At 42.0% G+C, this 25606-nt stretch carries 39 protein-coding genes and 1 pseudogene; all 40 read left to right on the top strand.

Features of this window, described 5'->3' with window-relative positions:
- The 40 genes and pseudogenes from D8803_RS00815 (at nucleotide 1) to rpsM (ending at nucleotide 25596) form a co-directional block, all read left to right on the top strand.
- Nucleotides 1-981: an NAD-dependent epimerase/dehydratase family protein gene (locus tag D8803_RS00815; RefSeq protein WP_125415439.1), complete on the top strand. Its 981-nt coding sequence runs from the start codon at nucleotides 1-3 to the stop codon at nucleotides 979-981.
- The gene (locus tag D8803_RS00810; protein WP_131199958.1) at nucleotides 956-1771 is read left to right on the top strand and encodes an MBL fold metallo-hydrolase; all 816 of its coding nucleotides are present in this window, start codon (nucleotides 956-958) and stop codon (nucleotides 1769-1771) included. Before D8803_RS00815 ends, D8803_RS00810 begins: the two co-directional genes overlap by 26 nt.
- The gene (locus D8803_RS00805) at nucleotides 1749-3011 is read left to right on the top strand and encodes a F390 synthetase-related protein (RefSeq protein ID WP_131199957.1); all 1263 of its coding nucleotides are present in this window, start codon (nucleotides 1749-1751) and stop codon (nucleotides 3009-3011) included. The genes D8803_RS00810 and D8803_RS00805 overlap by 23 nt, the downstream gene beginning before the upstream one ends.
- 14 nt (nucleotides 3012-3025) lie before the next feature.
- Entirely contained in the window at nucleotides 3026-3970 is a 945-nt protein-coding gene (locus D8803_RS00800; RefSeq protein ID WP_038805851.1) for a 3-oxoacyl-[acyl-carrier-protein] synthase III C-terminal domain-containing protein, read from the top strand.
- Between the two features lie 134 nt (nucleotides 3971-4104).
- Nucleotides 4105-5637, top strand: a complete 1533-nt coding sequence (cls, locus tag D8803_RS00795) for a cardiolipin synthase (protein ID WP_131199956.1) — start codon at nucleotides 4105-4107, stop codon at nucleotides 5635-5637.
- A gap of 74 nt (nucleotides 5638-5711) precedes the next feature.
- The gene (locus D8803_RS09680) at nucleotides 5712-5855 is read left to right on the top strand and encodes a hypothetical protein (protein WP_190316781.1); all 144 of its coding nucleotides are present in this window, start codon (nucleotides 5712-5714) and stop codon (nucleotides 5853-5855) included.
- Nucleotides 5856-5891: 36 nt separating this feature from the next.
- Nucleotides 5892-7448 (top strand): damage-inducible protein CinA, encoded by a 1557-nt coding sequence (locus D8803_RS00790; RefSeq protein WP_131199955.1) that lies wholly within the window; start codon nucleotides 5892-5894, stop codon nucleotides 7446-7448.
- Nucleotides 7449-7565: 117 nt separating this feature from the next.
- Entirely contained in the window at nucleotides 7566-9761 is a 2196-nt protein-coding gene (gene nrdD, locus D8803_RS00785; protein WP_190316780.1) for an anaerobic ribonucleoside-triphosphate reductase, read from the top strand.
- Between the two features lies 1 nt (nucleotide 9762).
- Nucleotides 9763-9900 carry a hypothetical protein gene (locus D8803_RS00780; protein WP_005592063.1) on the top strand — a complete coding sequence of 46 codons (138 nt, stop codon included), beginning with the start codon at nucleotides 9763-9765 and terminating at the stop codon, nucleotides 9898-9900.
- 55 nt (nucleotides 9901-9955) lie between these two features.
- A complete protein-coding gene (locus D8803_RS00775; RefSeq protein ID WP_131199953.1) occupies nucleotides 9956-10453 on the top strand; it encodes a GNAT family N-acetyltransferase in 498 nt (165 codons plus the stop codon).
- A 9-nt stretch (nucleotides 10454-10462) separates the two neighbouring features.
- Complete coding sequence (locus D8803_RS00770) at nucleotides 10463-10963, top strand: GNAT family N-acetyltransferase (protein WP_131199952.1); 501 nt, start codon at nucleotides 10463-10465, stop codon at nucleotides 10961-10963.
- Nucleotides 10964-10967: 4 nt separating this feature from the next.
- Nucleotides 10968-11564 carry an anaerobic ribonucleoside-triphosphate reductase activating protein gene (nrdG, locus tag D8803_RS00765; RefSeq protein WP_131199951.1) on the top strand — a complete coding sequence of 199 codons (597 nt, stop codon included), beginning with the start codon at nucleotides 10968-10970 and terminating at the stop codon, nucleotides 11562-11564.
- Nucleotides 11561-12186: pseudogene (locus D8803_RS00760) on the top strand (uridine kinase). The gene nrdG and the pseudogene D8803_RS00760 overlap by 4 nt, the downstream one beginning before the upstream one ends.
- A gap of 265 nt (nucleotides 12187-12451) precedes the next feature.
- Nucleotides 12452-12760, top strand: a complete 309-nt coding sequence (gene rpsJ / locus D8803_RS00755; RefSeq protein ID WP_001284513.1) for a 30S ribosomal protein S10 — start codon at nucleotides 12452-12454, stop codon at nucleotides 12758-12760.
- A 216-nt stretch (nucleotides 12761-12976) separates the two neighbouring features.
- Complete coding sequence (rplC, locus tag D8803_RS00750) at nucleotides 12977-13603, top strand: 50S ribosomal protein L3 (RefSeq protein WP_000160197.1); 627 nt, start codon at nucleotides 12977-12979, stop codon at nucleotides 13601-13603.
- Nucleotides 13604-13627: 24 nt separating this feature from the next.
- On the top strand, nucleotides 13628-14251 hold the full coding sequence (gene rplD / locus D8803_RS00745; protein WP_000024537.1) for a 50S ribosomal protein L4: 624 nt from the start codon (nucleotides 13628-13630) through the stop codon (nucleotides 14249-14251).
- The gene (locus D8803_RS00740; protein ID WP_001055347.1) at nucleotides 14251-14547 is read left to right on the top strand and encodes a 50S ribosomal protein L23; all 297 of its coding nucleotides are present in this window, start codon (nucleotides 14251-14253) and stop codon (nucleotides 14545-14547) included. Before rplD ends, D8803_RS00740 begins: the two co-directional genes overlap by 1 nt.
- 17 nt (nucleotides 14548-14564) lie before the next feature.
- Nucleotides 14565-15398, top strand: coding sequence for a 50S ribosomal protein L2 (gene rplB, locus D8803_RS00735; RefSeq protein ID WP_000512905.1), 834 nt, complete (start codon nucleotides 14565-14567; stop codon nucleotides 15396-15398).
- A gap of 103 nt (nucleotides 15399-15501) precedes the next feature.
- On the top strand, nucleotides 15502-15783 hold the full coding sequence (gene rpsS, locus D8803_RS00730; RefSeq protein WP_000533766.1) for a 30S ribosomal protein S19: 282 nt from the start codon (nucleotides 15502-15504) through the stop codon (nucleotides 15781-15783).
- Nucleotides 15784-15794: 11 nt separating this feature from the next.
- A complete protein-coding gene (gene rplV / locus D8803_RS00725; protein WP_000818137.1) occupies nucleotides 15795-16139 on the top strand; it encodes a 50S ribosomal protein L22 in 345 nt (114 codons plus the stop codon).
- Nucleotides 16140-16151: 12 nt separating this feature from the next.
- Nucleotides 16152-16805: a 30S ribosomal protein S3 gene (gene rpsC, locus D8803_RS00720; protein ID WP_000529936.1), complete on the top strand. Its 654-nt coding sequence runs from the start codon at nucleotides 16152-16154 to the stop codon at nucleotides 16803-16805.
- 3 nt (nucleotides 16806-16808) lie between these two features.
- Nucleotides 16809-17222 (top strand): 50S ribosomal protein L16, encoded by a 414-nt coding sequence (rplP, locus tag D8803_RS00715; RefSeq protein ID WP_000960948.1) that lies wholly within the window; start codon nucleotides 16809-16811, stop codon nucleotides 17220-17222.
- A 9-nt stretch (nucleotides 17223-17231) separates the two neighbouring features.
- Nucleotides 17232-17438: a 50S ribosomal protein L29 gene (rpmC, locus tag D8803_RS00710; RefSeq protein ID WP_000772918.1), complete on the top strand. Its 207-nt coding sequence runs from the start codon at nucleotides 17232-17234 to the stop codon at nucleotides 17436-17438.
- A 24-nt stretch (nucleotides 17439-17462) separates the two neighbouring features.
- Entirely contained in the window at nucleotides 17463-17723 is a 261-nt protein-coding gene (gene rpsQ / locus D8803_RS00705; protein ID WP_000440801.1) for a 30S ribosomal protein S17, read from the top strand.
- Between the two features lie 25 nt (nucleotides 17724-17748).
- A complete protein-coding gene (rplN, locus tag D8803_RS00700; protein WP_000616548.1) occupies nucleotides 17749-18117 on the top strand; it encodes a 50S ribosomal protein L14 in 369 nt (122 codons plus the stop codon).
- Nucleotides 18118-18196: 79 nt separating this feature from the next.
- Complete coding sequence (gene rplX, locus D8803_RS00695) at nucleotides 18197-18502, top strand: 50S ribosomal protein L24 (protein ID WP_000497690.1); 306 nt, start codon at nucleotides 18197-18199, stop codon at nucleotides 18500-18502.
- A 23-nt stretch (nucleotides 18503-18525) separates the two neighbouring features.
- The gene (gene rplE, locus D8803_RS00690; RefSeq protein WP_000013542.1) at nucleotides 18526-19068 is read left to right on the top strand and encodes a 50S ribosomal protein L5; all 543 of its coding nucleotides are present in this window, start codon (nucleotides 18526-18528) and stop codon (nucleotides 19066-19068) included.
- Nucleotides 19069-19085: 17 nt separating this feature from the next.
- On the top strand, nucleotides 19086-19271 hold the full coding sequence (locus D8803_RS00685) for a type Z 30S ribosomal protein S14 (protein WP_001085697.1): 186 nt from the start codon (nucleotides 19086-19088) through the stop codon (nucleotides 19269-19271).
- A 283-nt stretch (nucleotides 19272-19554) separates the two neighbouring features.
- The gene (rpsH, locus tag D8803_RS00680) at nucleotides 19555-19953 is read left to right on the top strand and encodes a 30S ribosomal protein S8 (protein WP_000245504.1); all 399 of its coding nucleotides are present in this window, start codon (nucleotides 19555-19557) and stop codon (nucleotides 19951-19953) included.
- Nucleotides 19954-20118: 165 nt separating this feature from the next.
- Entirely contained in the window at nucleotides 20119-20298 is a 180-nt protein-coding gene (locus D8803_RS00675) for a hypothetical protein (protein WP_084975972.1), read from the top strand.
- Nucleotides 20299-20360: 62 nt separating this feature from the next.
- The gene (gene rplF, locus D8803_RS00670) at nucleotides 20361-20897 is read left to right on the top strand and encodes a 50S ribosomal protein L6 (RefSeq protein WP_000086638.1); all 537 of its coding nucleotides are present in this window, start codon (nucleotides 20361-20363) and stop codon (nucleotides 20895-20897) included.
- A gap of 83 nt (nucleotides 20898-20980) precedes the next feature.
- Nucleotides 20981-21337 (top strand): 50S ribosomal protein L18, encoded by a 357-nt coding sequence (rplR, locus tag D8803_RS00665; protein WP_000624044.1) that lies wholly within the window; start codon nucleotides 20981-20983, stop codon nucleotides 21335-21337.
- A gap of 17 nt (nucleotides 21338-21354) precedes the next feature.
- On the top strand, nucleotides 21355-21849 hold the full coding sequence (gene rpsE / locus D8803_RS00660; RefSeq protein ID WP_000874204.1) for a 30S ribosomal protein S5: 495 nt from the start codon (nucleotides 21355-21357) through the stop codon (nucleotides 21847-21849).
- A gap of 13 nt (nucleotides 21850-21862) precedes the next feature.
- Nucleotides 21863-22045, top strand: coding sequence for a 50S ribosomal protein L30 (gene rpmD / locus D8803_RS00655; RefSeq protein ID WP_000057241.1), 183 nt, complete (start codon nucleotides 21863-21865; stop codon nucleotides 22043-22045).
- A gap of 144 nt (nucleotides 22046-22189) precedes the next feature.
- Complete coding sequence (rplO, locus tag D8803_RS00650) at nucleotides 22190-22630, top strand: 50S ribosomal protein L15 (protein WP_000766092.1); 441 nt, start codon at nucleotides 22190-22192, stop codon at nucleotides 22628-22630.
- Nucleotides 22631-22641: 11 nt separating this feature from the next.
- On the top strand, nucleotides 22642-23952 hold the full coding sequence (gene secY, locus D8803_RS00645) for a preprotein translocase subunit SecY (RefSeq protein ID WP_131199950.1): 1311 nt from the start codon (nucleotides 22642-22644) through the stop codon (nucleotides 23950-23952).
- Between the two features lie 146 nt (nucleotides 23953-24098).
- Nucleotides 24099-24737 carry an adenylate kinase gene (locus D8803_RS00640; protein ID WP_131199949.1) on the top strand — a complete coding sequence of 213 codons (639 nt, stop codon included), beginning with the start codon at nucleotides 24099-24101 and terminating at the stop codon, nucleotides 24735-24737.
- Nucleotides 24738-24853: 116 nt separating this feature from the next.
- A complete protein-coding gene (gene infA, locus D8803_RS00635) occupies nucleotides 24854-25072 on the top strand; it encodes a translation initiation factor IF-1 (RefSeq protein WP_001029883.1) in 219 nt (72 codons plus the stop codon).
- Nucleotides 25073-25096: 24 nt separating this feature from the next.
- Nucleotides 25097-25213, top strand: coding sequence for a 50S ribosomal protein L36 (gene rpmJ / locus D8803_RS00630; protein ID WP_001808836.1), 117 nt, complete (start codon nucleotides 25097-25099; stop codon nucleotides 25211-25213).
- 17 nt (nucleotides 25214-25230) lie between these two features.
- Nucleotides 25231-25596 carry a 30S ribosomal protein S13 gene (gene rpsM / locus D8803_RS00625; protein ID WP_000090781.1) on the top strand — a complete coding sequence of 122 codons (366 nt, stop codon included), beginning with the start codon at nucleotides 25231-25233 and terminating at the stop codon, nucleotides 25594-25596.
- The last annotated feature ends 10 nt before the right edge of the window (nucleotides 25597-25606 follow it).

The following is a 25606-nucleotide window of genomic DNA, read 5'->3' as shown; positions in this document are numbered from 1 at the left end:
ATGAAGAAAGTATTGGTAACAGGTGCTACGGGCTTTCTAGGCAAGTATGTTGTTGAAGAGCTCAGTCAGCATGGCTATCAGGTACGCGCTTTTGGACGCAATCGCAAGGTGGGTCAGTCTTTGGAGAATTCCCTAGTAACTTTTTTTCAGGGAAATTTGACCAAGCAAGAGGACTTGTCTCTGGCTTGTCAGGGGATGGACATGGTTGTGCATGCGGGTGCTCTTTCTACCGTTTGGGGGCCTTGGGAGGATTTCTACCAGACAAATGTCTTAGGGACCAAGTATGTTCTGGATGCTTGCCGAGAGGCTGGTATTCAGCGTTTGGTTTATGTGTCCTCGCCTAGCATCTATGCTGCGCCTCGAGATCAGCTAGCTATCAAAGAAAGTGCTGCGCCTCAGGAAAATAATTTGAACAACTACATTCGTAGTAAGCTGGCTTCGGAGAAGCTGTTTAAGGACTATCCCGATGTTCCGAGTATTATTTTACGACCTCGTGGGCTTTTTGGGATTGGGGATACCAGTATTTTGCCCCGAGTTCTCAAACTCAGTCAGAAGATTGGCATTCCCTTAATAGGAGACGGTCGTCAGCTCATGGATATGACCTGTGTGGAAAATGTCGCTCTGGCAATTCGCTTGGCACTAGAGGCCCCTCAAGCTAGTGGCGAAGTTTATAATATTACCAATGGGGAACCAAGAGCCTTTAAGGATTTGATAGAAGAAACCTTGAGAGGGTTGGGCTATCCAATAACATACAGAAAAGTGCCAGCTCCTCTTCTTTCAGTTATTGCTACTAGTTTAGAGTTTCTGTATAAGGTCTTGAAACTCAAAGGTGAACCGCCTCTGACACGCTATACCTATTATCTGCTCCGTTATAGTCAGACACTGGACATCAGCAAGGCGGAGCGAGAATTGGGGTATCGCCCTCAAATCAGTATTTCGGAAGGAATTGAACAATATGTCCAAGATTATCGAAAGCATTGATTATTTCCCAGCAGGCTACTGTACCAGCTACACAGGTTTGCTATTTAAGGGAGTCAAGAATCAAAAGATGACCTTTCCAGCAGGTGTTTTTCTTATCAAACACAGGGACAAGGGCTATCTCCTCTATGACACAGGCTATCATTACGATATTAAGACCCGGCTTCGCTATGGTTTCTATCGGCTAGGAACGCCCGTTCAAATGACGGAAAAGGACCAAATTTCACGTTTGCTGGAAGCTAAGGGGATCAAGCCAGAAGAAATAAATTATGTCATCCTATCTCATCTACATCCAGATCATCTGGGAGGGGCTAGTTTCTTTCCTCATGCAACCTTTATCTTGACAAAAGAAGTATATGAAGTCTACCAAAAACCCAAGTTGAAAGACTTGATTTTCAAGGAGTTTTTACCAACTTCTTTTGAAAAAAATCTAACCATTATCAGAGCTGACCAGCAAGTTTCAACTTTTCCCTATCGTCCGATTTGTGATCTTTTCGGAGATGGAAGTATCCTAGTAGCTTCTGTTGACGGGCATGCTAGGGGGCAAGCCTGTCTATATTTTCCAGACCTTAATCTCCTCATTGCAGCAGACCTCTGTTGGGGAATTGACCTCTTACCTTATACTAAGCAGATGCACCTGATTCCTTCCTTTGTTCAGGATAATAAGGCTGACTATATCAGGGGGACAGAGTTTCTGGAGGAAGTCTTAAAGGACGGTATTGAGGTGCTTGTTAGCCATGATCCTGTAGAAAGGATAGAGTCAATCTTACATGAAAAAAATAACCTTTCTTAAAACCTTTATCCAAACTCGTTGGCTTCATCATTTCAAATCTCGAGAAGCTGTAGAAAACTATCAGAAAAGGCAATTAGCCAACTATATGGACTTTTTAAAGCGAGAGTCGCCCTACTTTAAAAATGGGGTTCCTAGCAACTTTGACCATATGGACAAGGCTTTTATGATGGAACATTTCAATGAGCTCAACACCCAAGGAGTGGATTGTGATGAAGCCTTATCCTTAGCTATTGAAAGTGAGAAGACCCGTGACTTCACTGAACTTAAAGGCGAAGTAGCAGTCGGTCTGTCTTCAGGGACATCTGGACATCGGGGGCTCTTTATCACAACAGAGAAAGAGCGAAGTATATGGGCAGCGGCTATCTTAGCCAAGATGTTGCCAAAAGGCCAGCTTTTTGGACAACGCATTGCCTTTTTCCTGAGAGCTGATAATGAACTCTATCAGACCATCAATACGGCCCTCATTCGTTTAGAGTATTTTGATATTTTCAAACATACAGATGAGCATATCGAGCGCCTTAATAGCTACCAACCGACTATTGTGGTGGCGCCAGCCTCTATGTTGATTGAATTGAGCAAGCGACTAAAAGCTGGACAGTTAGCCATCCATCCACAAAAAATTGTTTCGGTGGCAGAAATTTTGGAAGATAAGGATAGGGAACGGATCGCAGAAGCCTTTTCTCTATCTATTATTGACCAAGTTTATCAGGCAACTGAAGGTTTTCTAGCCTGTACTTGCTCAGCTGGCAATCTGCATCTCAACGAAGACATTATCTTTGTGGAAAAGCAGTATCTAGATGACCGCCGTTTTTATCCAGTGATTACGGACTTTAAACGAAGCAGTCAGCCTGTTTATCGCTACCAGCTCAATGATATCTTGGTTGAAAATCCGGAGCCTTGTCCATGTGGCTCCTGCTATACACGGATTGACAAGGTCGAAGGACGCTCTGACGACATCTTCTATTTCGCAGGACTGGATGGCGAACAGGTGACCATCTATCCAGACTTTATCAGGAGGTGCATCCTCTTTGTGGAGAATGTAGGAGATTACCAAGTCAAGCAACATTCTGAGAAGGTAGTGGAAGTTTGTCTAAGCCAACGAGGTGAGGCAGTGGAAGCATCTATTCTAGCCCAGTTTCAACTCCTAGCCCAGCAAAAGCAGTTTGCGATTCCTCAAATCCAATTTTCAGATTATCACTGGGATACTAGCCGTAAACTCAAACGAATCCAACGTTTATGAAAGGATAAAAGACAATGACAGAAGTAACAAGACATGTAGAAATCGCAGGTTATGGTGTTTGCCTTCCAAAGCATACTGTCCAATTTAAAGATCAAACTCGTTATCGTGTAGTTGAAAATGAAGAAACGCAACTAGATTTGGCAGAAGCAGCTATCCAGCAGGCACTTGAAAATGCAAGTTTGAAAATAGAAGACATTGATTGTTTGGTTTCGGCGAGTGCCGTTGGAGTCCAGCCTATTCCATGTACAGCAGCCTTGATTCATGAGCGCGTGGCAAAAGGACTCTCAATTCCAGCAATGGACATCAATACGACCTGTACCAGCTTTATTTCTGCTCTATCGACCATGTCCCACTTGATTGAGGCGAGCGAATACAATCGTGTCTTGATTGTGTCTAGTGAGGTTGGTAGTTTAGGGCTCAATCCCAAGCAAAAAGAAAGTTTTGAACTCTTTAGTGACGGGGCAACAGCCTTTATTTTTCAAAAAAGTCATCAGGAAAAAGGGATCATTGCTAGTCTCCAACGTACTTGGTCGGAGGGAGCTCACGATACGGAGATTCGTGGAGGTCTGACTTCTTTTCAACCAAAAGAGTACTCTGAAGCGACTAAGATCAACTATATGTTTGACATGAAGGGGAAGAAAATCCTCCTCTTGTCTGCTCGTAAAATTCCAGTCATGTTTGAAGAGTTTCAAGAAAAAACACAGCTAGCCTTGGCAGACGTGGACTATATCATTCCTCACCAAGCAAGTCGTGCTCTTCCTTTGGTCATGGAAAAACTAGGTGTGGCCGAGAATCAGTACCTCAATCTCGTCACTGACTATGGAAATATGGTGTCAGTCTCTGTACCGTTTGGCTTGGCTTATTCTTTGGATCATGGGCTTATCAAGGAGGGAGATGTCGTCTACCTTATGGGGACTGCAGCTGGTATGACGGTCAATATGTTAGCTCTGAAATTGTAACAATCATCCAAACACGGAACGACTGGAACTTGAGCAAAGGTAAACGGTTGCCATCTACCCCTGAACTGAGGTATACTAGTAGAAATATTAGTTTAGCAAGCAATTAGGGAGATGTTAGAAAAGGAAGGGGATGTATGACAGCTAGAAAAATGCAGCTACTCATGTCTAAGTATGGTTTTAGTATTGCCATCATGTTGACGGAGTTGATTCTCGTCTTTGGTTTATTTCTCTATCTAGGACAGATGGCTCCGATTCTCTGGATTATCCTTGTCATTTTAGTAAGCTTAGCGACCATTGTATCAATTGTCAATCGGTCCATGAATCCAGAAAGCAAGGTGACATGGCTGTTAGTAGCCTTTGTGCCAGTATTTGGTCCGTTGCTCTATATCATGTTTGGAGAACGCCGTTTATCTAAAAAAGAAATGAAGCAGCTAAAGCAGCTTCAATCAATGGTTGACCGAGAGGACAATAGCAGAGCCCTCCGTTTGGAGTTAAAGGAACAAGACAAGTCGGCTTACGGCGTTATCAAATCTCTCCTCAGTATGGATACGAATGCGGATGTCTATAATCGAACAGATACCCATTTCTTCCCTTCAGGGGAAAGCATGTGGCGCCAGATGCTAGAGGATCTCAAGAAAGCGGAGAAGTTTATCTTTCTCGAATACTATATCATCGAAGAAGGTTTGATGTGGAATAGTATTTTGGAGATTTTGGAAGAAAAGGCAGCTCAAGGAGTAGAAGTTAAGCTCCTCTATGATGATATTGGTTGTATGGCAACCTTGTCTGGAGATTACACCATCCAGCTTCGTGGTCGAGGGATTGAAGCTCACAAATTTAACAAGGTGATTCCACGTTTGACTGTTGCTTATAACAACCGTGATCACCGTAAAATCATGATTATCGATGGGCAGATTGCCTATACAGGTGGTGTCAATCTGGCCGATGAGTATATCAACCATATCGAACGCTTTGGCTATTGGAAGGATAGCGGTATTCGTCTGGATGGACCAGCAGTCAAGGCTTTTACTAGACTCTTTTTATCAACTTGGTATATCAATCGTGGGGAAATTAGCGATTTTGACCAATACCATCTCGAAAATCAACCTAGAGATGGGATGGGGCTTTGTATTCCTTACAGTAGTGGGCCAAAGCCTATCTACCGAGCCCAAGTTGGAAAAACGGTCTATCAAAACCTTATCAATCAAGCTACAGACTATGTCTATATCACGACCCCTTATCTGATTACCGACTATGATCTAACTGAAAGTATCAAAAATGCAGCTCTGAGAGGGGTAGATGTGCGAATTGTGACGCCATATATCCCAGATAAGGAGATTATCCAATTGGTTACTCGGGGAGCCTATCCAGACTTGCTATCTGCAGGTGTTCGCATTTACGAGTACAGTCCAGGATTTCTTCATAGCAAGCAAATGCTTGTCGATGGAGAGGTGGCTACTGTGGGAACCATCAATTTTGACTATCGGAGCTTGCTCCACCACTATGAAAATGGCGTTTTGCTTTATAGAACGCAGTCTATCATCGATATTGAGAGGGACTTCGAAGAGATTTTTAAAGTTTCTCAAGAAATCTATCCCCATACAATCAAAACAAGCTGGTATCAAAGCCTGATCAAGGAAATTGTCCAGTTGTTTGCGCCCATGCTCTAACTATTCACCAAGATCTGGCCCAAGGCTGGATCTTATTTTTGTCTTTTTGCGAATAGATAAGCAGGAGGATGAAAATGCTAAATCAAGAAGAACATGATTTTATCCTAGAGTTTCAAACAAGCAGTTTACACCGTTTTCGAGAGATTGAACGCTATGCTGAGCTAGATAAGAAGTTAAGGAAATATCAATCCTTAGCTGACATTCCTGTAAGTTTTTGATATACTAAAACAGATAAACTTACTAGGAGAAATTGAATGAACGTATACGAGGAAAAAGACGAACAGCTAGAAGAATTTCGATACCAGTATCGGGAACGGCTGGATCAAGAGTCTGAATTTGGACTAGGGCGAGGGGGTAAGAAACGAACTCCACTTCCGTTTTTTAGTGTGGTAATTTGGAGTCTGGCTGCTACAGCTGTTTCTGTAATGTTGCCTCTGATCTTTGGTTTGGTGAGCCCCCAACAGATGCAAGATCTTTATACTGGTTGGGCACTACATCAGAGTGGGCAGATTTACACGGATTATTATGGTTCAAATGGACTGCTTTATTACGTACTAATCTATCTCTCTCAAGGGAGTATTCTTTTTGCTTTGGTGGAGTGGTTGGCCTTGTTCGGAGCTGGTGTTTTTCTATTCAAGTCCGCAGATACCTTGACAGGTCAGGGAGAGCAGGCTAGACAGCTTTTGTTGGTTTTCTATTTGCTTGTAGGCAGTCTGGGATTTGGTGGTAGCTATGCAGTAGTTGTGGCCTTGCCTTTTCTATTTTATAGTTTTAGCCTAGTGGCTGACTATCTGGATGAGCCAAGTAACGATAAAGGTTTCTTGCGAGTTGGGATGAGTTTAGCATTAGCTTTCTTCCTATCACCTATTCCCACAGCCTTGTTTGCAGCCACACTTGCCTTAAGTTTGTTTGGATTTAATATTGCCAAGCGTAAATTTGTTCATGGTTTGTATCAATTTTTCGCATCAGCTCTAGGATTTTCTATCATTTTTTATCCAATTGGCTATTATACTGTATTAACAGGAACTTTTGGTGATGCGATTAGCCATACTTTGTATCCAATAGATACGCTTAGTCTATTTTCAAATGCCAATCTTATGGAGAATGCTGCTTTCTATGGCTTGCTATCCATCGGTATTGGAATTCTGACATTGATCTTTTCAGGATTGTTTCAGACCAAGTCAGCCAAACAATCTGCTGTCTCAATAGGCGCTAGTTTAGGCTTACTGGTAACTCTTGCTTTATTAATTCTTTCAAAGGAACCTTTGCATGGCTCACGTTTGGCAGTGATTTTACCCTTTCTGACATTGTTATTACTAACCAACATTAGAGAAGGTAGCTCTGATCGTATCAGTCGTAGTAGACGAAGAGTTCGCTCTTCATCACTATTTGGTCGCTACCTCAAGGGAAATTTCTACCTACCATTAGTTGCAATAGTCTATTTACTTTTCCTACCCGTTTTGAGTCGTTATGTTTCTCACCCAGCGACCTATCAAGAGAGAGAACGTCTTGCTAGTGTGGTCAAACAGCAAACAAGTTCGGAGGATCGTGTCTATGCTTGGGACGATCGTCCAGATTTTTATCGAGCAAGTGAACGCTTGGCGCCGACTTCTCTAGTGACACCAACACTCTATACTGCAAGCGATGAAAATAAAACCAAACTTATGAATGATCTAAAAGAAAATAAACCGAAGATGATTTTGGTCAATCAAAAAGTAGCCTTGTGGTCGGATGTGGAGAGCTGGCTCAGCGAAAAATACGAGCTTGTTCAGACAGATACTAGTGAATTCAAGCTTTATAAATCTAAATAACAAAATCAATATCTTGTGCTTTTTTAAAAATTTTAGAAATTTTGACACAAGATATTGATTTTTCTTTTTAGAGTGGTATAATATCATTTAAGAAGAAAAATAGAAAAGAGCATGGATATGATTGTATTAGAAGAAAAACTTGCAACCGTTCCCACCTTGTTCGTTGAAAAACGAGATGGTAGACGTGTAGTGTTTGATGTAGACAAGATTGACAAGGCTCTCCACAAGGCAGCTGATAAAGTCATGGATGTGACTCCCTTGGTTGAAAGACGTCTCAATGGATTGCTTGAGCGCATTGTTGCGGAGATTCACAGTCGCTTCCCTCAAGGTGTCAAGATTTACGAGATTCAAAACATCGTAGAACATGAACTCCTTGAAGCTAAAGAATATGCGCTAGCTGAGGAGTATATCACTTATCGGACACAAAGAGATTTTGAGCGCTCAAAAGCGACAGATATCAACTTTAGCATTCATAAACTTCTCAATAAAGACCGGGCAGTTGTCAATGAAAATGCCAATAAAGACAGTGATGTTTTTAACACCCAGCGTGATTTGACAGCAGGGATTGTGGGGAAATCAATCGGCTTGCAAATGCTTCCTAAGCACGTAGCCAATGCTCACCAAAAGGGGGATATCCACTATCATGACCTGGACTATAGCCCCTACACACCGATGACCAACTGCTGTTTGATTGATTTTAAAGGCATGTTGGAAAATGGTTTTAAGATTGGAAATGCAGAGGTAGAGAGTCCCAAGTCTATCCAGACTGCGACAGCTCAGATTTCACAAATCATCGCCAACGTCGCTTCTAGCCAGTACGGGGGCTGTTCAGCTGACCGTATCGATGAAGTCTTGGCTCCTTATGCGGAGAAGAATTACCAAAAACACCTTAAAGATGCAGAAGAATGGGTATTGCCTGAGAAACGGGAAGATTACGCTTGGAAGAAAACGCAAAAAGACATCTACGATGCCATGCAATCTCTTGAGTATGAAATCAACACACTCTTTACTTCAAATGGGCAAACACCATTTACTTCGCTTGGTTTTGGCCTGGGAACCAGTCGTTTTGAGCGGGAAATTCAAAAAGCTATCTTGACTATTCGTATCAAGGGACTTGGTTCAGAACACCGTACAGCCATCTTCCCTAAACTCATCTTTACGCTGAAAAGAGGGCTCAATTTAGAGGAGAGGTCGCCTAACTACGATATCAAACAGTTGGCCCTCGAGTGTGCAACCAAACGGATGTACCCAGATGTCTTGTCCTACGATAAGATTATCGAGCTGACAGGTTCTTTCAAGGTTCCTATGGGCTGCCGTTCTTTCCTCCAAGGATGGAAGGATGAAAATGGTGTCGAGGTCAATTCAGGTCGTATGAACCTAGGTGTTGTGACAGTCAATCTGCCTCGTATCGCTCTCGAGTCCGAAGGTGACTTGAACAAGTTCTGGGAAATCTTCAACGAGCGAATGAACATCGCGGAGGATGCTCTGGTTTATCGTGTCGAACGAACCAAGGAAGCAACACCAGCAAATGCCCCTATCCTTTATCAGTATGGAGCCTTCGGCCGCCGTCTTGGAAAAGAAGAAAGTGTAGACCAACTCTTTAAGAATCGCCGTGCGACCATTTCTCTAGGCTATATCGGTTTGTATGAAGTGGCGACGGTCTTCTTTGGTAATAGCTGGGAAAGTAATCCAGAAGCCAAGGAATTCACGCTTGACATCATTCGTGATATGAAACGACGTGTAGAAGAGTGGTCAGATCAATATGATTACCATTTCTCTATCTACTCCACACCGTCTGAAAGTCTAACAGATCGCTTCTGCCGCTTGGATACAGAAAAGTTCGGTTCTATTCCTGATATCACAGATAAGGAATACTACACCAACTCGTTCCACTATGATGTCCGCAAAAATCCAACACCGTTTGAAAAATTAGACTTTGAGAAAGTTTATCCAGAAGCAGGTGCGTCAGGTGGTTTCATCCATTATTGTGAGTATCCAGTTCTTCAACAAAATCCTAAAGCTCTGGAAGCTGTCTGGGATTATGCTTATGACCGTGTCGGCTATCTAGGAACCAATACTCCGATTGATCGTTGCTACAAGTGTGACTTTGAAGGGGATTTTGAACCAACTGAGCGAGGCTTTGCTTGTCCCAACTGTGGCAATAGCGACCCAAAAACAGTAGATGTGGTCAAACGTACGTGTGGTTATCTGGGAAATCCACAAGCGCGTCCAATGGTTAATGGGCGCCATAAGGAAATCGCTGCGCGTGTCAAACACATGAATGGCTCGACTATTAAGTATGAGGGAGATTAAGATGGGAAAGTATCAATTGGACGACAAAGGAAAGGCTCAGGTGCAGCGTTTCCATGAAAAACATTCGCGGGGAGGCAATGGCAAAAAAGAGCGATTAGCCAAACTGCGTCAGCAATTTTTAGAAAAAAACAAGAAATAATAGAAGTCAGAGTGGGGCGCAAGGCGGTCTCACTCTCTTCGTATCAGGAGGATCTATGGAGCTGAGACGACCGAAACTAGAAGACAAGGAAAAGATTTTAGAGATGCTGGCTGACTTTGAAGCGGCTGGTAGCCGACAGGACGGCTTCTTTGGCGGAGCGGATTTTGTCTATGAGGACTGGCTGGAGACCATTCGGCTAGCTGAGGCAGGGCTAGGCTTGCCGCAAGGTTTTGTGCCTTACGTCCAACTAGTTTCTTTTGCTGCGGATGGTCAGGCTGTAGGCTTTCTCAATCTGCGCTTGCGGCTCAATGACCATTTGCTCCAAGAAGGTGGGCACATTGGTTACAGTATTCGTCCGTCTGCGCGTGGGAAAGGATTGGCCAAAGAGCAGCTGCGGCAAGGCTTGCAAGTAGCTAAAAGTAAAAATATTAAACGAGTCCTAGTGACTTGCGATAGTGACAATGCTGCCAGCCGGGCAGTGATTCTGGCTAATGGCGGAACTTTAGAGGATATTCGAGCTGGTAAGGAGCGTTATTGGATTGATATAGATTGAGGAGAGTTTATGGAATTACGACGACCAACTTTGGAAGATAAAGACGCGATTTTAGAGATGATTGCGGAGTTTGAACAAGTACAGTCACCTCATGATGGTGGTTTCTGGGATACAGAGAACTTTGTGTATGAAGAGTGGTTGGAAATAAATATGCAAAAAGAGATGGGAATAAACTTGCCTGAAAATCGTGTTCCTTCTATTCAATTTGTATCATTTGATGATGTAGGTCGTGCTCTAGGATTTTTGAATCTGCGATTGAGACTGAATGAGGGTTTACTGAATCATGCTGGCCATATTGGCTACTCCATTCGTCCATCTGAAAGAGGTAAGGGTTATGCCAAAGAATCCCTCCGACAAGGTCTACAAGTTGCTAAGGGAAAGAATATTAAACGAGCTTTAGTGACTTGTAGCACAGAAAATCCAGCAAGCCGAGCTGTTATCTTAGCTAATAGTGGGGTGTTTGAGGATGTTCGCAATGGCGTAGAACGTTACTGGATAGATTTGGAGTAAAAGGATGACATGGAATACACCAAAACCAGGTGAATGGAAAAGTGAGGAACTTAGTAAAGGACGGATCATTGATTATAAGGCCTTTAACTTTGTCGATGGAGAAGGTGTGCGCAACTCTCTCTATGTCGCAGGCTGTATGTTCCACTGTGAGGGATGCTATAATGTTGCGACTTGGTCTTTCAATGCAGGGATTCCTTATACACCAGAGTTGGAAGAACAGATTATGACAGATCTTGCCCAGCCTTATGTTCAAGGTTTGACCTTGCTGGGAGGAGAACCTTTTCTTAATACAGGGATCCTCTTGCCGCTCGTTAAACGCATTCGAAAGGAATTGCCAGACAAAGACATCTGGTCCTGGACGGGCTACACTTGGGAAGAAATGATGCTTGAGACTCCAGATAAACTGGAACTCTTGTCGCTGATTGACATCCTTGTCGATGGACGGTATGATAAAAGCAAGCGCAATCTCATGCTCCAGTTTCGAGGTTCCTCTAATCAACGAATTATCGATGTGCAAAAATCTCTCAAAAGTGGCCAAATAGTGATTTGGGACAAGCTTAATGACGGAAAAGAAAGCTATGAACAGGTGAAGAGAGAATGAAGAAAAAAGACCTGATAGAACAACTGGTTTCAGAGATTGAAACAGGAAGAGTTAGGACGCTGGGGATATACGGTCATGGTGCTTCAGGCAAGTCAACCTTCGCACAGGAATTATATCAAGCCCTAGATTCTACTACAGTAAATTTGCTAGAAACAGATCCCTATATCACCTCGGAACGTCACCTGGTAGTGCCAAAGCAAGCACCAGATCAAAAGGTGACAGCTTGTCTCCCAGTAGCGCATGAACTGGCAAGTTTGCAGAGAGATATTCTCGCCTTGCAGGCAGGTATGGATATCTTGACAATCGATGAGCCTGGAAGGCTAGTGAGGTCTTGTCCGGACTCAAACCGATTCTGATTGTTGAAGGGATGTCTGTGGTTTTTTTACCAAAGGAACTCTTTGACAAAACCATCTGCTTTTATACGGACGCAGAAACGGAATTGGAGAGGCGCCTAGCTCGAGATACGATTATGAGAAATCGCGATGCTTCCTTTATACTAGCTAGCCATCAAATGAGACGGGAGCAGTATCTGCAATACTACAGAGAAACCGAGTCTAAAGCAGATATCTTAGTGGATCAATCGGAAGATGAATTCAAGATCAAAATGACTCATATTATATAGAAGAAAAGACTAAATTTTAAGGTCGTAAATCAGTAGTCATAGGAAGATGAAATAGGAAAACAGTTTCATCCTAAAAAAACGAAAAAAAGCTCACAAATCCCTTGCAATCGCAGGGGCTTTGTGTTATTCTATTATGGTGCTGTAAATTACAGCTTTAGCTGTGATGCAAGAGGTTGCGACACGCTCGGTTGCATTGCCACGCAACGCGCGTCGGTTTTCTTGTGGAGCTAGCCTATTATCTTAAATAGACGAAAAGGAGAAAAAGATGGCAAACAAAAAAATCCGTATCCGTTTGAAAGCTTACGAACACCGTACGCTTGACACAGCGGCTGCAAAAATCGTAGAATCAGCTACTCGTACAGGTGCACAAGTTGCGGGTCCAATCCCACTTCCAACTGAGCGTAGCCTCTACACAATCATTCGTGCGACTCACAAATACAAAGACTCTCGCGAACAATTTGAAATGCGTACACACAAACGTTTGATCGATATCGTTAACCCAACTCAAAAAACAGTTGATGCGTTGATGAAATTGGATCTTCCAAGTGGTGTAAACGTAGAAATCAAACTTTAATCTAAAATATAAAAGAGCAGAGGCTGGTGTTTCAATTTAATTGAACACGGGCTAAACTCGGTGTGAAAAAGATAAACTTCCTAGTTTCTGTTAGATACTGCGTCAGTTTCCTATTTTCACTTTGAGTTTGACGCCCTTTGTATCTTAGACTTGAGCATGAAAAACGCTCGTTAAAAACTTTTTGAATAAAAAATATAGAAAAGGAACTATTTTCTCATGACAAAAGGAATCTTAGGGAAAAAAGTGGGAATGACTCAAATCTTCACTGAAGCTGGCGAATTGATCCCTGTAACAGTTATTGAAGCAACTCCAAACGTTGTTCTTCAAGTTAAAACTGTTGAAACAGACGGATACAACGCTATCCAAGTTGGTTTCGACGACAAACGCGAAGTATTGAGCAACAAACCTGCTAAAGGACATGTAGCGAAAGCTAACACGGCTCCTAAGCGCTTCATTCGTGAATTCAAAAACGTTGAAGGCTTGGAAGTTGGTGCTGAAATCACAGTTGAAACATTCGCAGCTGGAGACGTTGTTGACGTAACTGGTACTTCTAAAGGTAAAGGTTTCCAAGGTGTTATCAAACGCCACGGACAATCACGTGGACCAATGGCTCACGGTTCTCGTTACCACCGTCGTCCAGGTTCAATGGGACCTGTTGCACCTAACCGCGTATTCAAAGGTAAAAACCTTGCAGGACGTATGGGTGGCGACCGCGTAACAATTCAAAACCTTGAAGTTGTACAAGTTGTTCCAGAAAAGAATGTTATCCTTATCAAAGGTAACGTACCAGGTGCTAAGAAATCTCTTATCACTATCAAATCAGCAGTTAAAGCTGGTAAATAATAAAGAAAGGGGAAATCAGTCACAATGGCAAACGTAACATTATTTGACCAAACTGGTAAAGAAGCTGGCCAAGTTGTTCTTAACGATGCAGTATTTGGTATCGAACCAAATGAATCAGTTGTGTTTGATGTGATCATCAGCCAACGCGCAAGCCTTCGTCAAGGAACACACGCTGTTAAAAACCGCTCTGCAGTATCAGGTGGTGGACGCAAACCATGGCGTCAAAAAGGAACTGGACGTGCTCGTCAAGGTTCTATCCGCTCACCACAATGGCGTGGTGGTGGTGTTGTCTTCGGACCAACTCCACGTTCATACGGCTACAAACTTCCACAAAAAGTTCGTCGCCTAGCTCTTAAATCAGTTTACTCTGAAAAAGTTGCTGAAAACAAATTCGTAGCTGTAGACGCTCTTTCATTTACAGCTCCAAAAACTGCTGAATTTGCAAAAGTTCTTGCAGCATTGAGCATCGATTCAAAAGTTCTTGTTATCCTTGAAGAAGGAAATGAATTCGCAGCTCTTTCAGCTCGTAACCTTCCAAACGTGAAAGTTGCAACTGCTACAACTGCAAGTGTTCTTGACATCGCAAATAGCGACAAACTTCTTGTCACACAAGCAGCTATCTCTAAAATTGAGGAGGTTCTTGCATAATGAATTTGTATGATGTTATCAAAAAACCTGTCATCACTGAAAGCTCAATGGCTCAACTTGAAGCAGGGAAATATGTATTTGAAGTTGACACTCGTGCACACAAACTTTTGATCAAGCAAGCTGTTGAAGCTGCTTTCGAAGGTGTTAAAGTTGCAAATGTTAACACAATCAACGTAAAACCAAAGGCTAAACGTGTTGGACGTTACACTGGTTTTACTAACAAAACTAAAAAAGCTATCATCACACTTACAGCTGATTCAAAAGCAATCGAGTTGTTCGCTGCTGAAGCTGAATAATCTAAGGAGGAAATATCGTGGGAATTCGTGTTTATAAACCAACAACAAACGGTCGCCGTAATATGACTTCTTTGGATTTCGCTGAAATCACAACAAGCACTCCTGAAAAATCATTGCTTGTTGCTTTGAAGAACAAGGCTGGTCGTAACAACAACGGTCGTATCACTGTTCGTCACCAAGGTGGTGGACACAAACGTTTCTACCGTTTGGTTGACTTCAAGCGTAACAAAGACAACGTTGAAGCAGTTGTTAAAACAATCGAGTACGATCCAAACCGTTCTGCAAACATCGCTCTTGTACACTACACTGATGGTGTGAAAGCATACATCATCGCTCCAAAAGGTCTTGAAGTTGGTCAACGTATCGTTTCAGGTCCTGAAGCAGATATCAAAGTCGGAAATGCTCTTCCACTTGCAAACATCCCAGTTGGTACTTTGATCCACAACATCGAGTTGAAACCAGGTCGTGGTGGAGAATTGGTCCGTGCAGCTGGAGCTTCTGCTCAAGTATTGGGTCAAGAAGGTAAATACGTTCTTGTCCGTCTTCAATCTGGCGAAGTTCGTATGATTCTTGGAACTTGTCGTGCTACAGTTGGTGTTGTCGGAAACGAACAACATGGACTTGTGAACCTTGGTAAAGCAGGACGTAGCCGTTGGAAAGGTATCCGCCCAACAGTTCGTGGTTCTGTAATGAACCCTAACGATCACCCACACGGTGGTGGTGAAGGTAAAGCACCAGTTGGTCGTAAAGCACCATCTACTCCATGGGGCAAACCTGCTCTTGGTCTTAAAACTCGTAACAAGAAAGCGAAATCTGACAAACTTATCGTTCGTCGTCGCAACGAGAAATAATTTAAAACTAGTCGCTTAAGCATCTAGTAAATCCGCCAGCTCGGTAGCGCTCCATGCGAGCGCAAGCCGCTGTGGTACAACATTTAAAGGAGAAAATATAAAAATGGGACGCAGTCTTAAAAAAGGACCATTCGTCGATGAGCATTTGATGAAAAAAGTTGAAGCTCAAGCTAACGACGAAAAGAAAAAAGTTATCAAAACTTGGTCACGTCGTTCAACGATCTTCCCAAGTTTCATTGGTTACACTATTGCAGTTTATGACGGACGTAAACACGTACCTGTTTACATCCAAGAAGACATGGTAGGTCACAAACTTGGTGAATTTGCACCAACTCGTACTTACAAAGGTCACGCTGCAGACGACAAGAAAACACGTAGAAAATAAGGAGAACATAAATGGCAGAAATTACTTCAGCTAAAGCAATGGCTCGTACAGTACGTGTTTCACCTCGTAAATCACGTCTTGTTCTTGACAACATCCGTGGTAAAAGCGTAGCCGATGCTATTGCAATCTTGACATTCACACCAAACAAAGCTGCTGAAATCATCTTGAAAGTTTTGAATTCAGCTGTAGCTAACGCTGAAAACAACTTTGGTTTGGACAAAGCTAACTTGGTAGTATCTGAAGCATTCGCAAACGAAGGACCAACTATGAAACGTTTCCGTCCACGTGCGAAAGGTTCAGCTTCACCAATCAACAAACGTACAGCTCACATCACTGTAGCTGTTGCAGAAAAATAAGGAGGTAACATCGTGGGTCAAAAAGTACATCCAATTGGTATGCGTGTCGGCATCATCCGTGATTGGGATGCCAAATGGTATGCTGAAAAAGAATACGCGGATTACCTTCATGAAGATCTTGCAATCCGTAAATTCGTTCAAAAAGAACTTGCTGACGCAGCAGTTTCAACTATCGAAATCGAACGCGCAGTAAACAAAGTTAACGTTTCACTTCACACTGCTAAACCAGGTATGGTTATCGGTAAAGGTGGTGCTAACGTTGATGCACTCCGTGCAAAACTTAACAAATTGACTGGAAAACAAGTACACATCAACATCATCGAAATCAAACAACCTGATTTGGATGCTCATCTTGTAGGTGAAGGAATTGCTCGTCAATTGGAGCAACGTGTTGCTTTCCGTCGTGCACAAAAACAAGCAATCCAACGTGCAATGCGTGCTGGAGCTAAAGGAATCAAAACTCAAGTATCAGGTCGTTTGAACGGTGCAGATATCGCCCGTGCTGAAGGATACTCTGAAGGAACTGTTCCACTTCACACACTTCGTGCAGATATCGATTACGCTTGGGAAGAAGCAGATACTACATACGGTAAACTTGGTGTTAAAGTATGGATCTACCGTGGTGAAGTTCTTCCAGCTCGTAAAAACACTAAAGGAGGTAAATAACCAATGTTAGTACCTAAACGTGTTAAACACCGTCGTGAATTCCGTGGAAAAATGCGCGGTGAAGCAAAAGGTGGAAAAGAAGTAGCATTCGGTGAATACGGTCTTCAAGCTACAACTAGCCACTGGATCACTAACCGCCAAATCGAAGCTGCTCGTATCGCCATGACTCGTTACATGAAACGTGGTGGTAAAGTTTGGATTAAAATCTTCCCACACAAATCATACACTGCTAAAGCTATCGGTGTGCGTATGGGATCTGGTAAAGGGGCACCTGAAGGTTGGGTAGCACCAGTTAAACGTGGTAAAGTGATGTTTGAAGTTGCTGGTGTATCTGAAGAGATCGCTCGCGAAGCGCTTCGTCTTGCTAGCCACAAATTGCCAGTTAAATGTAAATTCGTAAAACGTGAAGCAGAATAAGGAGAAGGCATGAAACTTAATGAAGTAAAAGAATTTGTTAAAGAACTTCGTGGTCTTTCTCAAGAAGAACTCGCGAAGCGCGAAAACGAATTGAAAAAAGAATTGTTTGAACTTCGTTTCCAAGCTGCTACTGGTCAATTGGAACAAACAGCTCGCTTGAAAGAAGTTAAAAAACAAATCGCTCGTATCAAAACAGTTCAATCTGAAGCGAAATAATAGACTAGGGAAGGAGAAATTTCAATGGAACGCAATAATCGTAAAGTTCTTGTTGGACGTGTTGTATCTGACAAAATGGACAAGACAATCACAGTTGTAGTTGAAACAAAACGTAACCACCCAGTCTATGGTAAACGTATTAACTACTCTAAAAAATACAAAGCACATGATGAAAACAATGTTGCCAAAGAAGGCGATATCGTACGTATCATGGAAACTCGTCCGCTTTCAGCTACAAAACGTTTCCGTCTTGTAGAAGTTGTTGAAGAAGCGGTCATCATCTAATCAAGCCTGAAAGGAGAAAACTGAAATGATTCAAACAGAAACTCGTTTGAAAGTCGCAGACAACAGCGGTGCACGCGAAATCTTGACTATCAAAGTTCTTGGTGGTTCTAAACGTAAATTTGCGAACATCGGTGATGTCATTGTGGCATCTGTAAAACAAGCTACTCCTGGTGGTGCGGTTAAAAAAGGTGACGTTGTAAAAGCTGTTATCGTTCGTACTAAATCAGGTGCTCGTCGTGCTGATGGTTCATACATCAAGTTTGACGAAAACGCAGCAGTTATCATCCGTGAAGACAAAACTCCTCGCGGAACACGTATCTTTGGCCCAGTTGCACGTGAATTGCGTGAAGGTGGCTTCATGAAGATCGTGTCACTTGCTCCAGAAGTACTTTAATTTTAAAAAAACAAACTAGTCCCCTGGATTTACCTCCAGGGTGCCCATATGGGCGTAAGAAAAATCAAGGAGAAACCTAATGTTTGTAAAAAAAGGCGACAAAGTTCGCGTAATCGCTGGTAAAGACAAGGGAACAGAAGCTGTTGTCCTTACTGCCCTTCCAAAAGTAAACAAAGTTATCGTTGAAGGTGTAAACATCGTTAAGAAACACCAACGTCCAACTAATGATCTTCCTCAAGGTGGTATCATCGAGAAAGAAGCAGCTATCCACGTATCAAACGTTCAAGTATTGGACAAAAATGGTGTAGCTGGTCGTGTTGGTTACAAATTTGTAGACGGTAAAAAAGTTCGCTACAACAAAAAATCAGGCGAAGTGCTTGATTAATCACGAAGGAAAGGAGAAGTATAATGGCAAATCGTTTAAAAGAAAAATATCTTAATGAAGTAGTTCCTGCTTTGACAGAACAATTCAACTACTCATCAGTGATGGCTGTACCTAAAGTAGATAAGATCGTTTTGAACATGGGTGTTGGTGAAGCTGTATCAAACGCTAAAAGCCTTGAAAAAGCTGCTGAAGAATTGGCGCTTATCTCAGGTCAAAAACCACTTATCACTAAAGCTAAAAAATCAATCGCCGGCTTCCGTCTTCGTGAAGGTGTAGCGATCGGTGCAAAAGTTACCCTTCGTGGTGAACGTATGTACGAATTCTTGGATAAATTGGTTTCAGTTTCACTTCCACGTGTGCGTGACTTCCACGGTGTTCCAACAAAATCATTTGATGGACGCGGAAACTACACTCTTGGTGTGAAAGAACAATTGATTTTCCCAGAAATCAACTTTGATGACGTTGACAAAACTCGCGGTCTTGACATCGTTATCGTAACAACTGCTAACACTGACGAAGAGTCACGTGCATTGCTTACAGGCCTTGGAATGCCTTTTGCAAAATAATATAGGAGGTAAATCTAATGGCTAAAAAATCAATGATTGCTAAGAACAAACGTCCAGCGAAGTTCTCTACTCAAGCTTATACTCGTTGTGAAAAATGTGGTCGTCCACATTCAGTTTACCGCAAATTTAAACTTTGCCGTGTTTGCTTCCGTGAATTAGCTTACAAAGGACAAATTCCTGGTGTAACAAAAGCATCTTGGTAATTTAAGATATCAAGGGCGTCAAAACTCCAAGTGAAAATAGGAAACTTGACGAAGAAACTGAAGTTTCTAGGAAAGTTTATCTTTTTCACACAGAGTTTAGCCCGGGTTCAGTTGGGCTTGCCAATTTGAACACGAGCTACAGCTTTGGCAAGAAAGACCAATTTACTTTGGAGCATCGCTCCTACATCAAATTGCCTATTTTTGCTCACACTGTTACGCTCTTTGTATCATGTATTAACTAGCAAGTGCGACTTGCAAACTACTAGTAAGAGGAGAATAAAAAATGGTTATGACTGACCCAATCGCAGACTTCCTAACTCGTATTCGTAACGCTAACCAAGCGAAACACGAAGTACTTGAAGTACCTGCATCAAACATCAAAAAAGGGATTGCTGAAATCCTTAAACGCGAAGGTTTTGTTAAGAACGTAGAAATCATCGAAGATGACAAACAAGGCATCATCCGTGTATTCCTTAAATACGGACCAAACGGTGAAAAAGTTATCACTAACTTGAAACGTGTTTCTAAACCAGGACTTCGTGTCTACAAAAAACGTGAAGATCTTCCAAAAGTTCTTAACGGACTTGGAATTGCTATCCTTTCAACTTCTGAAGGCTTGCTTACTGATAAAGAAGCTCGCCAAAAGAACGTTGGTGGAGAAGTTATCGCTTACGTTTGGTAAAATCAAGATACAAAGAGCGTCATGGGCAATGTGAAAATAGGAAATCTGACAAAGAGTGTTAACACTCTAGGAAGATTTGTCTTTTTCACACAGACCATAGCTCGTGTTCAATTTAGCTGATTTACTGATCAGCTAAATAGAGAGTAAATTAGTTTAGGAGAAAAGATGAAAGCTACTGAATTGAATGAAAAACTTATTGTTGCAGAAGACGCTTTGGCTGAATTGTCAAAAGATGACCTTGTATCTCTTTTATGTGAAATTGGTTATAGTCCTGCGGCTATTGATGTATTGACAGAATATCAGAAGTTTGTCAAAGCTTTTCGAAAGAAACTAGGTTTGCTCTAATCCGAATGCCCCCCGTGAAAACTGGCCATCATGGCCTGACAATCTAACAGGAGAAAATAAACATGTCACGTATTGGTAATAAAGTTATCGTGTTGCCTGCTGGTGTTGAACTCACTAACAATGACAACGTTGTAACTGTAAAAGGACCTAAAGGAGAACTTACTCGTGAGTTCTCAAAAGATATTGAAATTCGTGTGGAAGGTACTGAAGTAACTCTTCACCGTCCAAACGATTCAAAAGAAATGAAAACTATTCACGGAACTACTCGTGCCCTTTTGAACAACATGGTTGTTGGTGTATCAGAAGGATTCAAGAAAGAACTTGAAATGCGTGGGGTTGGTTACCGTGCACAACTTCAAGGTAAAAAACTTGTTTTGGCTGTTGGTAAATCTCATCCAGACGAAGTTGAAGCTCCAGAAGGAATTACTTTTGAACTTCCAAACCCAACAACAATCGTTATCAGCGGAATTTCAAAAGAAGTAGTTGGTCAAACAGCTGCTTACGTACGTAGCCTTCGCTCACCAGAACCATATAAAGGTAAAGGTATCCGTTACGTTGGCGAATATGTTCGTCTTAAAGAAGGTAAAACAGGTAAATAATGTTGAGTGGTTGATCTTCAACCACCGACCTATTTTCCAACTTTGTGCATAGCACACGATTTAAAACTAAAGAGGTGAAAACTGTGATTTCTAAACCAGATAAAAACAAACTCCGCCAAAAACGCCATCGTCGCGTTCGCGGAAAACTCTCTGGAACTGCTGATCGCCCACGTTTGAACGTATTCCGTTCTAATACAGGCATCTACGCTCAAGTGATTGATGACGTAGCGGGTGTAACGCTCGCAAGTGCTTCAACTCTTGACAAAGAAGTTTCAAAAGGAACTAAAACTGAACAAGCCGTTGCTGTCGGTAAACTCGTTGCAGAACGTGCAAATGCTAAAGGTATTTCAGAAGTGGTGTTCGACCGCGGTGGATATCTATATCACGGACGTGTGAAAGCTTTGGCTGATGCAGCTCGTGAAAACGGATTGAAATTCTAATAGGAGGACACTAGAAAATGGCATTTAAAGACAATGCAGTTGAATTAGAAGAACGCGTAGTTGCTGTCAACCGTGTTACAAAAGTTGTTAAAGGTGGACGTCGTCTTCGTTTCGCAGCTCTTGTTGTTGTTGGTGACCACAATGGTCGCGTAGGATTTGGTACTGGTAAAGCTCAAGAAGTTCCAGAAGCAATCCGCAAAGCAGTAGAAGATGCTAAGAAAAACTTGATTGAGGTTCCTATGGTTGGAACAACAATCCCACACGAAGTTCTTTCAGAATTCGGTGGAGCTAAAGTATTGTTGAAACCTGCTGTAGAAGGTTCTGGAGTTGCCGCTGGTGGTGCCGTTCGTGCCGTTGTGGAATTGGCAGGTGTGGCAGATATTACATCTAAATCACTTGGCTCTAACACTCCAATCAACATTGTTCGTGCAACTGTTGAAGGTTTGAAACAATTGAAACGCGCTGAAGAAGTTGCTGCCCTTCGTGGTATTTCAGTTTCTGATTTGGCATAAGAAAGGGGATAAAATGGCTCAAATTAAAATTACTTTGACTAAGTCTCCAATCGGACGCATTCCATCACAACGTAAAACTGTTGTAGCACTTGGACTTGGCAAATTGAACAGCTCTGTTATCAAAGAAGACAACGCTGCTATCCGTGGTATGATCACTGCAGTATCTCACTTGGTAACAGTTGAAGAAGTAAACTAATGAATTTTTAGGGGATGTGACAATACTCATCCCCTAAAACTAGGTATAGTCATCTAAGATGACGATGTATAGGCGAGTTGATAAGGGAGACAACCTTTTCTCTTTTATCGGCGCTAGCATTTTACAAAAGAGGAGAAAATAATAATGAAACTTCATGAATTGAAACCTGCAGAAGGTTCTCGTAAAGTACGTAACCGTGTTGGTCGTGGTACTTCATCAGGTAACGGTAAAACATCTGGTCGCGGTCAAAAAGGTCAAAAAGCTCGTAGCGGTGGCGGAGTTCGCCTTGGTTTTGAAGGTGGACAAACTCCATTGTTCCGTCGTCTTCCAAAACGTGGATTCACTAACATCAACGCTAAAGAATACGCAATTGTAAATCTTGATCAATTGAACGTTTTTGAAGATGGTACTGAAGTTACTCCAGTTGTTCTTATCGAAGCAGGAATTGTAAAGGCTGAAAAATCAGGCGTTAAAATTCTTGGTAACGGTGAGCTGACTAAGAAATTGACTGTGAAAGCAGCTAAATTCTCTAAAACAGCTGAAGAAGCTATCACTGCTAAAGGTGGTTCAGTAGAAGTCATCTAGAGAGGTGACCTATGTTTTTTAAATTATTAAAAGAGGCCCTCAAGGTTAAGAAAGTACGATCAAAAATTCTCTTTACGATTTTTATCATACTTGTCTTCCGTATCGGGACTAGTATTACTGTACCAGGTGTGAATGCAAAAAGTCTGGAAGCTTTGAGTGGATTATCCTTCTTGAACATGCTTAGTTTAGTTTCAGGGAATGCCATGAAGAACTTCTCGGTTTTTGCACTCGGTGTGAGTCCGTATATCACAGCTTCCATCGTTGTTCAATTGCTGCAAATGGATATTGTTCCAAAGTTTGTAGAGTGGGGCAAGCAGGGGGAAGTAGGACGGAGAAAGATAAACCAAGCGACTCGTTATATTGCGCTTGTACTTGCGTTTGTGCAATCAATCGGAATCACTGCTGGTTTTAATACTCTATCTGGTGCAAAATTATTAACGACAGATCTAACCCCTCAAGTCTTTGTTACGATTGGTATTATCCTGACTGCAGGTACTATGATTGTTACTTGGCTCGGGGAGCAAATCACTGATAAGGGATATGGTAACGGGGTGTCTATGATTATCTTTGCAGGGATTGTGGCTTCAATTCCAGAGATGATTCATGGCATCTACGTGGACTATTTTGTCAATATTCCAAGTGATCGGTTGACGTCATCTATTATATTTGTCGTTATTCTCATTATCGCTGTCTTGTTGATTGTTTACTTTACAACATATGTACAACAGGCAGAATATAAAATTCCGATCCAATATACAAAAGTTGCTCAAGGTGCTCCATCCAGTTCTTACCTTCCTTTGAAGGTCAATCCTGCTGGTGTTATCCCAGTTATCTTTGCAAGTTCCATTACAGCAGCACCTGCGGCTATTCTTCAGTTTGTCAGCGCTACAGGTCATGATTGGGCTTGGGTACATACAGCACAGGAAATGTTATCTACAACATCTCCAACAGGTGTTGCCATGTATGCACTGCTGATTATTCTCTTTACATTCTTCTATACATTTGTACAGATCAATCCAGAGAAAGCAGCAGAAAACTTGCAAAAGAGTGGAGCCTACATTCATGGTGTCCGTCCAGGTAAAGGAACGGAAGAGTTTATGTCGAAACTTCTTCGCCGCCTTGCGACTGTCGGATCGATCTTCCTAGGTGTGATTTCAATCTTGCCGATTGTAGCAAAAGATGTCTTTGGGCTCTCAGAAGCGGTTGCTTTTGGGGGAACTAGTCTTTTGATCATTATTTCAACAGGTATCGAAGGAATCAAACAGCTAGAAGGTTACCTATTGAAACGTAAGTATGTTGGTTTCATGGACAAAACAGAATAAAAGCAAGACTACTTTTGCTTAGAGAGTGGAGTATGAAGGTCTATCTATAAGAGAGACTTTCGTCTCCCCTCTTCTATTTTGTTTTTAAATAGGAGTTGAAACTAGCTTTTTGCTTCTATTTAAATACAAAATAAGGAGATCAGATCATGAATCTTTTGATTATGGGCTTACCTGGAGCAGGTAAGGGAACGCAAGCAGCTAAAATTGTGGAGCAATTCCACGTGGCACACATTTCAACTGGAGATATGTTCCGTGCTGCTATGGCAAATCAAACTGAAATGGGTCTACTTGCAAAGTCATACATTGATAAAGGTGAGTTGGTTCCAGATGAAGTTACAAATGGTATTGTTAAAGAACGCCTTTCACAGGATGATATCAAAGAAACAGGTTTCTTGTTAGATGGTTACCCACGTACGCTTGAACAAGCTTATGCTTTGGACAAAACGTTGGCGGAACTTGGTATCGAACTTGAAGGTGTGATTAATATCGAAGTGAACCCAGACTGTCTCTTGGAACGTTTGAGTGGTCGTATTATCCACCGCGAAACAGGCGAAACCTTCCATAAAGTTTTCAACCCACCAGTTGACTACAAAGAAGAAGATTACTACCAACGTGAAGATGACAAACCTGAGACTGTTAAACGTCGTTTGGATGTCAATATCGCACAAGGTGAACCAATCATTGCTCACTATCGTGCCAAAGGTTTGGTCCACGATATCGAAGGACATCAAGATATCAATGATGTGTTCAAAGACATCGAAAAAGTATTGACAAATTTGAAATAAAGCGTTTTTCACACTTGCAAAAAATCGCTACAAATGTTATACTGAGATAGTCTGACTTATAATTGTTGTCTCTGTGTCTAGAGGCATCAAATCGAAATTTATGGAGGTGCTTTTGCGTGGCAAAAGACGATGTGATTGAAGTTGAAGGCAAAGTAGTCGATACAATGCCTAACGCAATGTTTACGGTTGAACTTGAAAATGGACATCAGATTTTAGCAACAGTTTCTGGTAAAATTCGTAAAAACTATATTCGTATTTTAGCGGGAGATCGTGTTACTGTCGAGATGAGTCCATATGACTTGACACGTGGACGTATCACTTACCGCTTTAAATAATCGAAAAACTTGGAGGGATAAGAAATGAAAGTAAGACCATCGGTCAAACCAATTTGCGAATACTGTAAAGTAATTCGTCGTAATGGCCGTGTTATGGTAATTTGCCCAGCAAATCCAAAACACAAACAACGTCAAGGATAAGATAGAAAGGAGAAAACATGGCTCGTATTGCTGGAGTTGACATTCCAAATGACAAACGCGTAGTAATCTCATTGACTTACGTTTATGGTATCGGACTTGCAACATCTAAGAAAATTTTGGCTGCTGCTGGAATCTCAGAAGATGTTCGTGTACGTGACCTTACATCAGATCAAGAAGATGCTATCCGTCGTGAAGTGGATGCAATCAAAGTTGAAGGTGACCTTCGTCGTGAAGTGAACTTGAACATCAAACGTTTGATGGAAATCGGTTCATACCGTGGTATTCGTCACCGTCGTGGACTTCCTGTCCGTGGACAAAACACTAAAAACAACGCTCGCACTCGTAAAGGTAAAGCTGTTGCGATTGCTGGTAAGAAAAAATAATATAGGAGGT

It is taken from the genome of Streptococcus oralis (assembly GCF_003943385.1).
Classification (GTDB): Bacteria; Bacillota; Bacilli; order Lactobacillales; family Streptococcaceae; genus Streptococcus; species Streptococcus oralis_CA.
The sequence above is the reverse complement of the archived record's forward strand: the minus strand, read 5'-3'. Positions and strand labels throughout refer to the sequence as shown.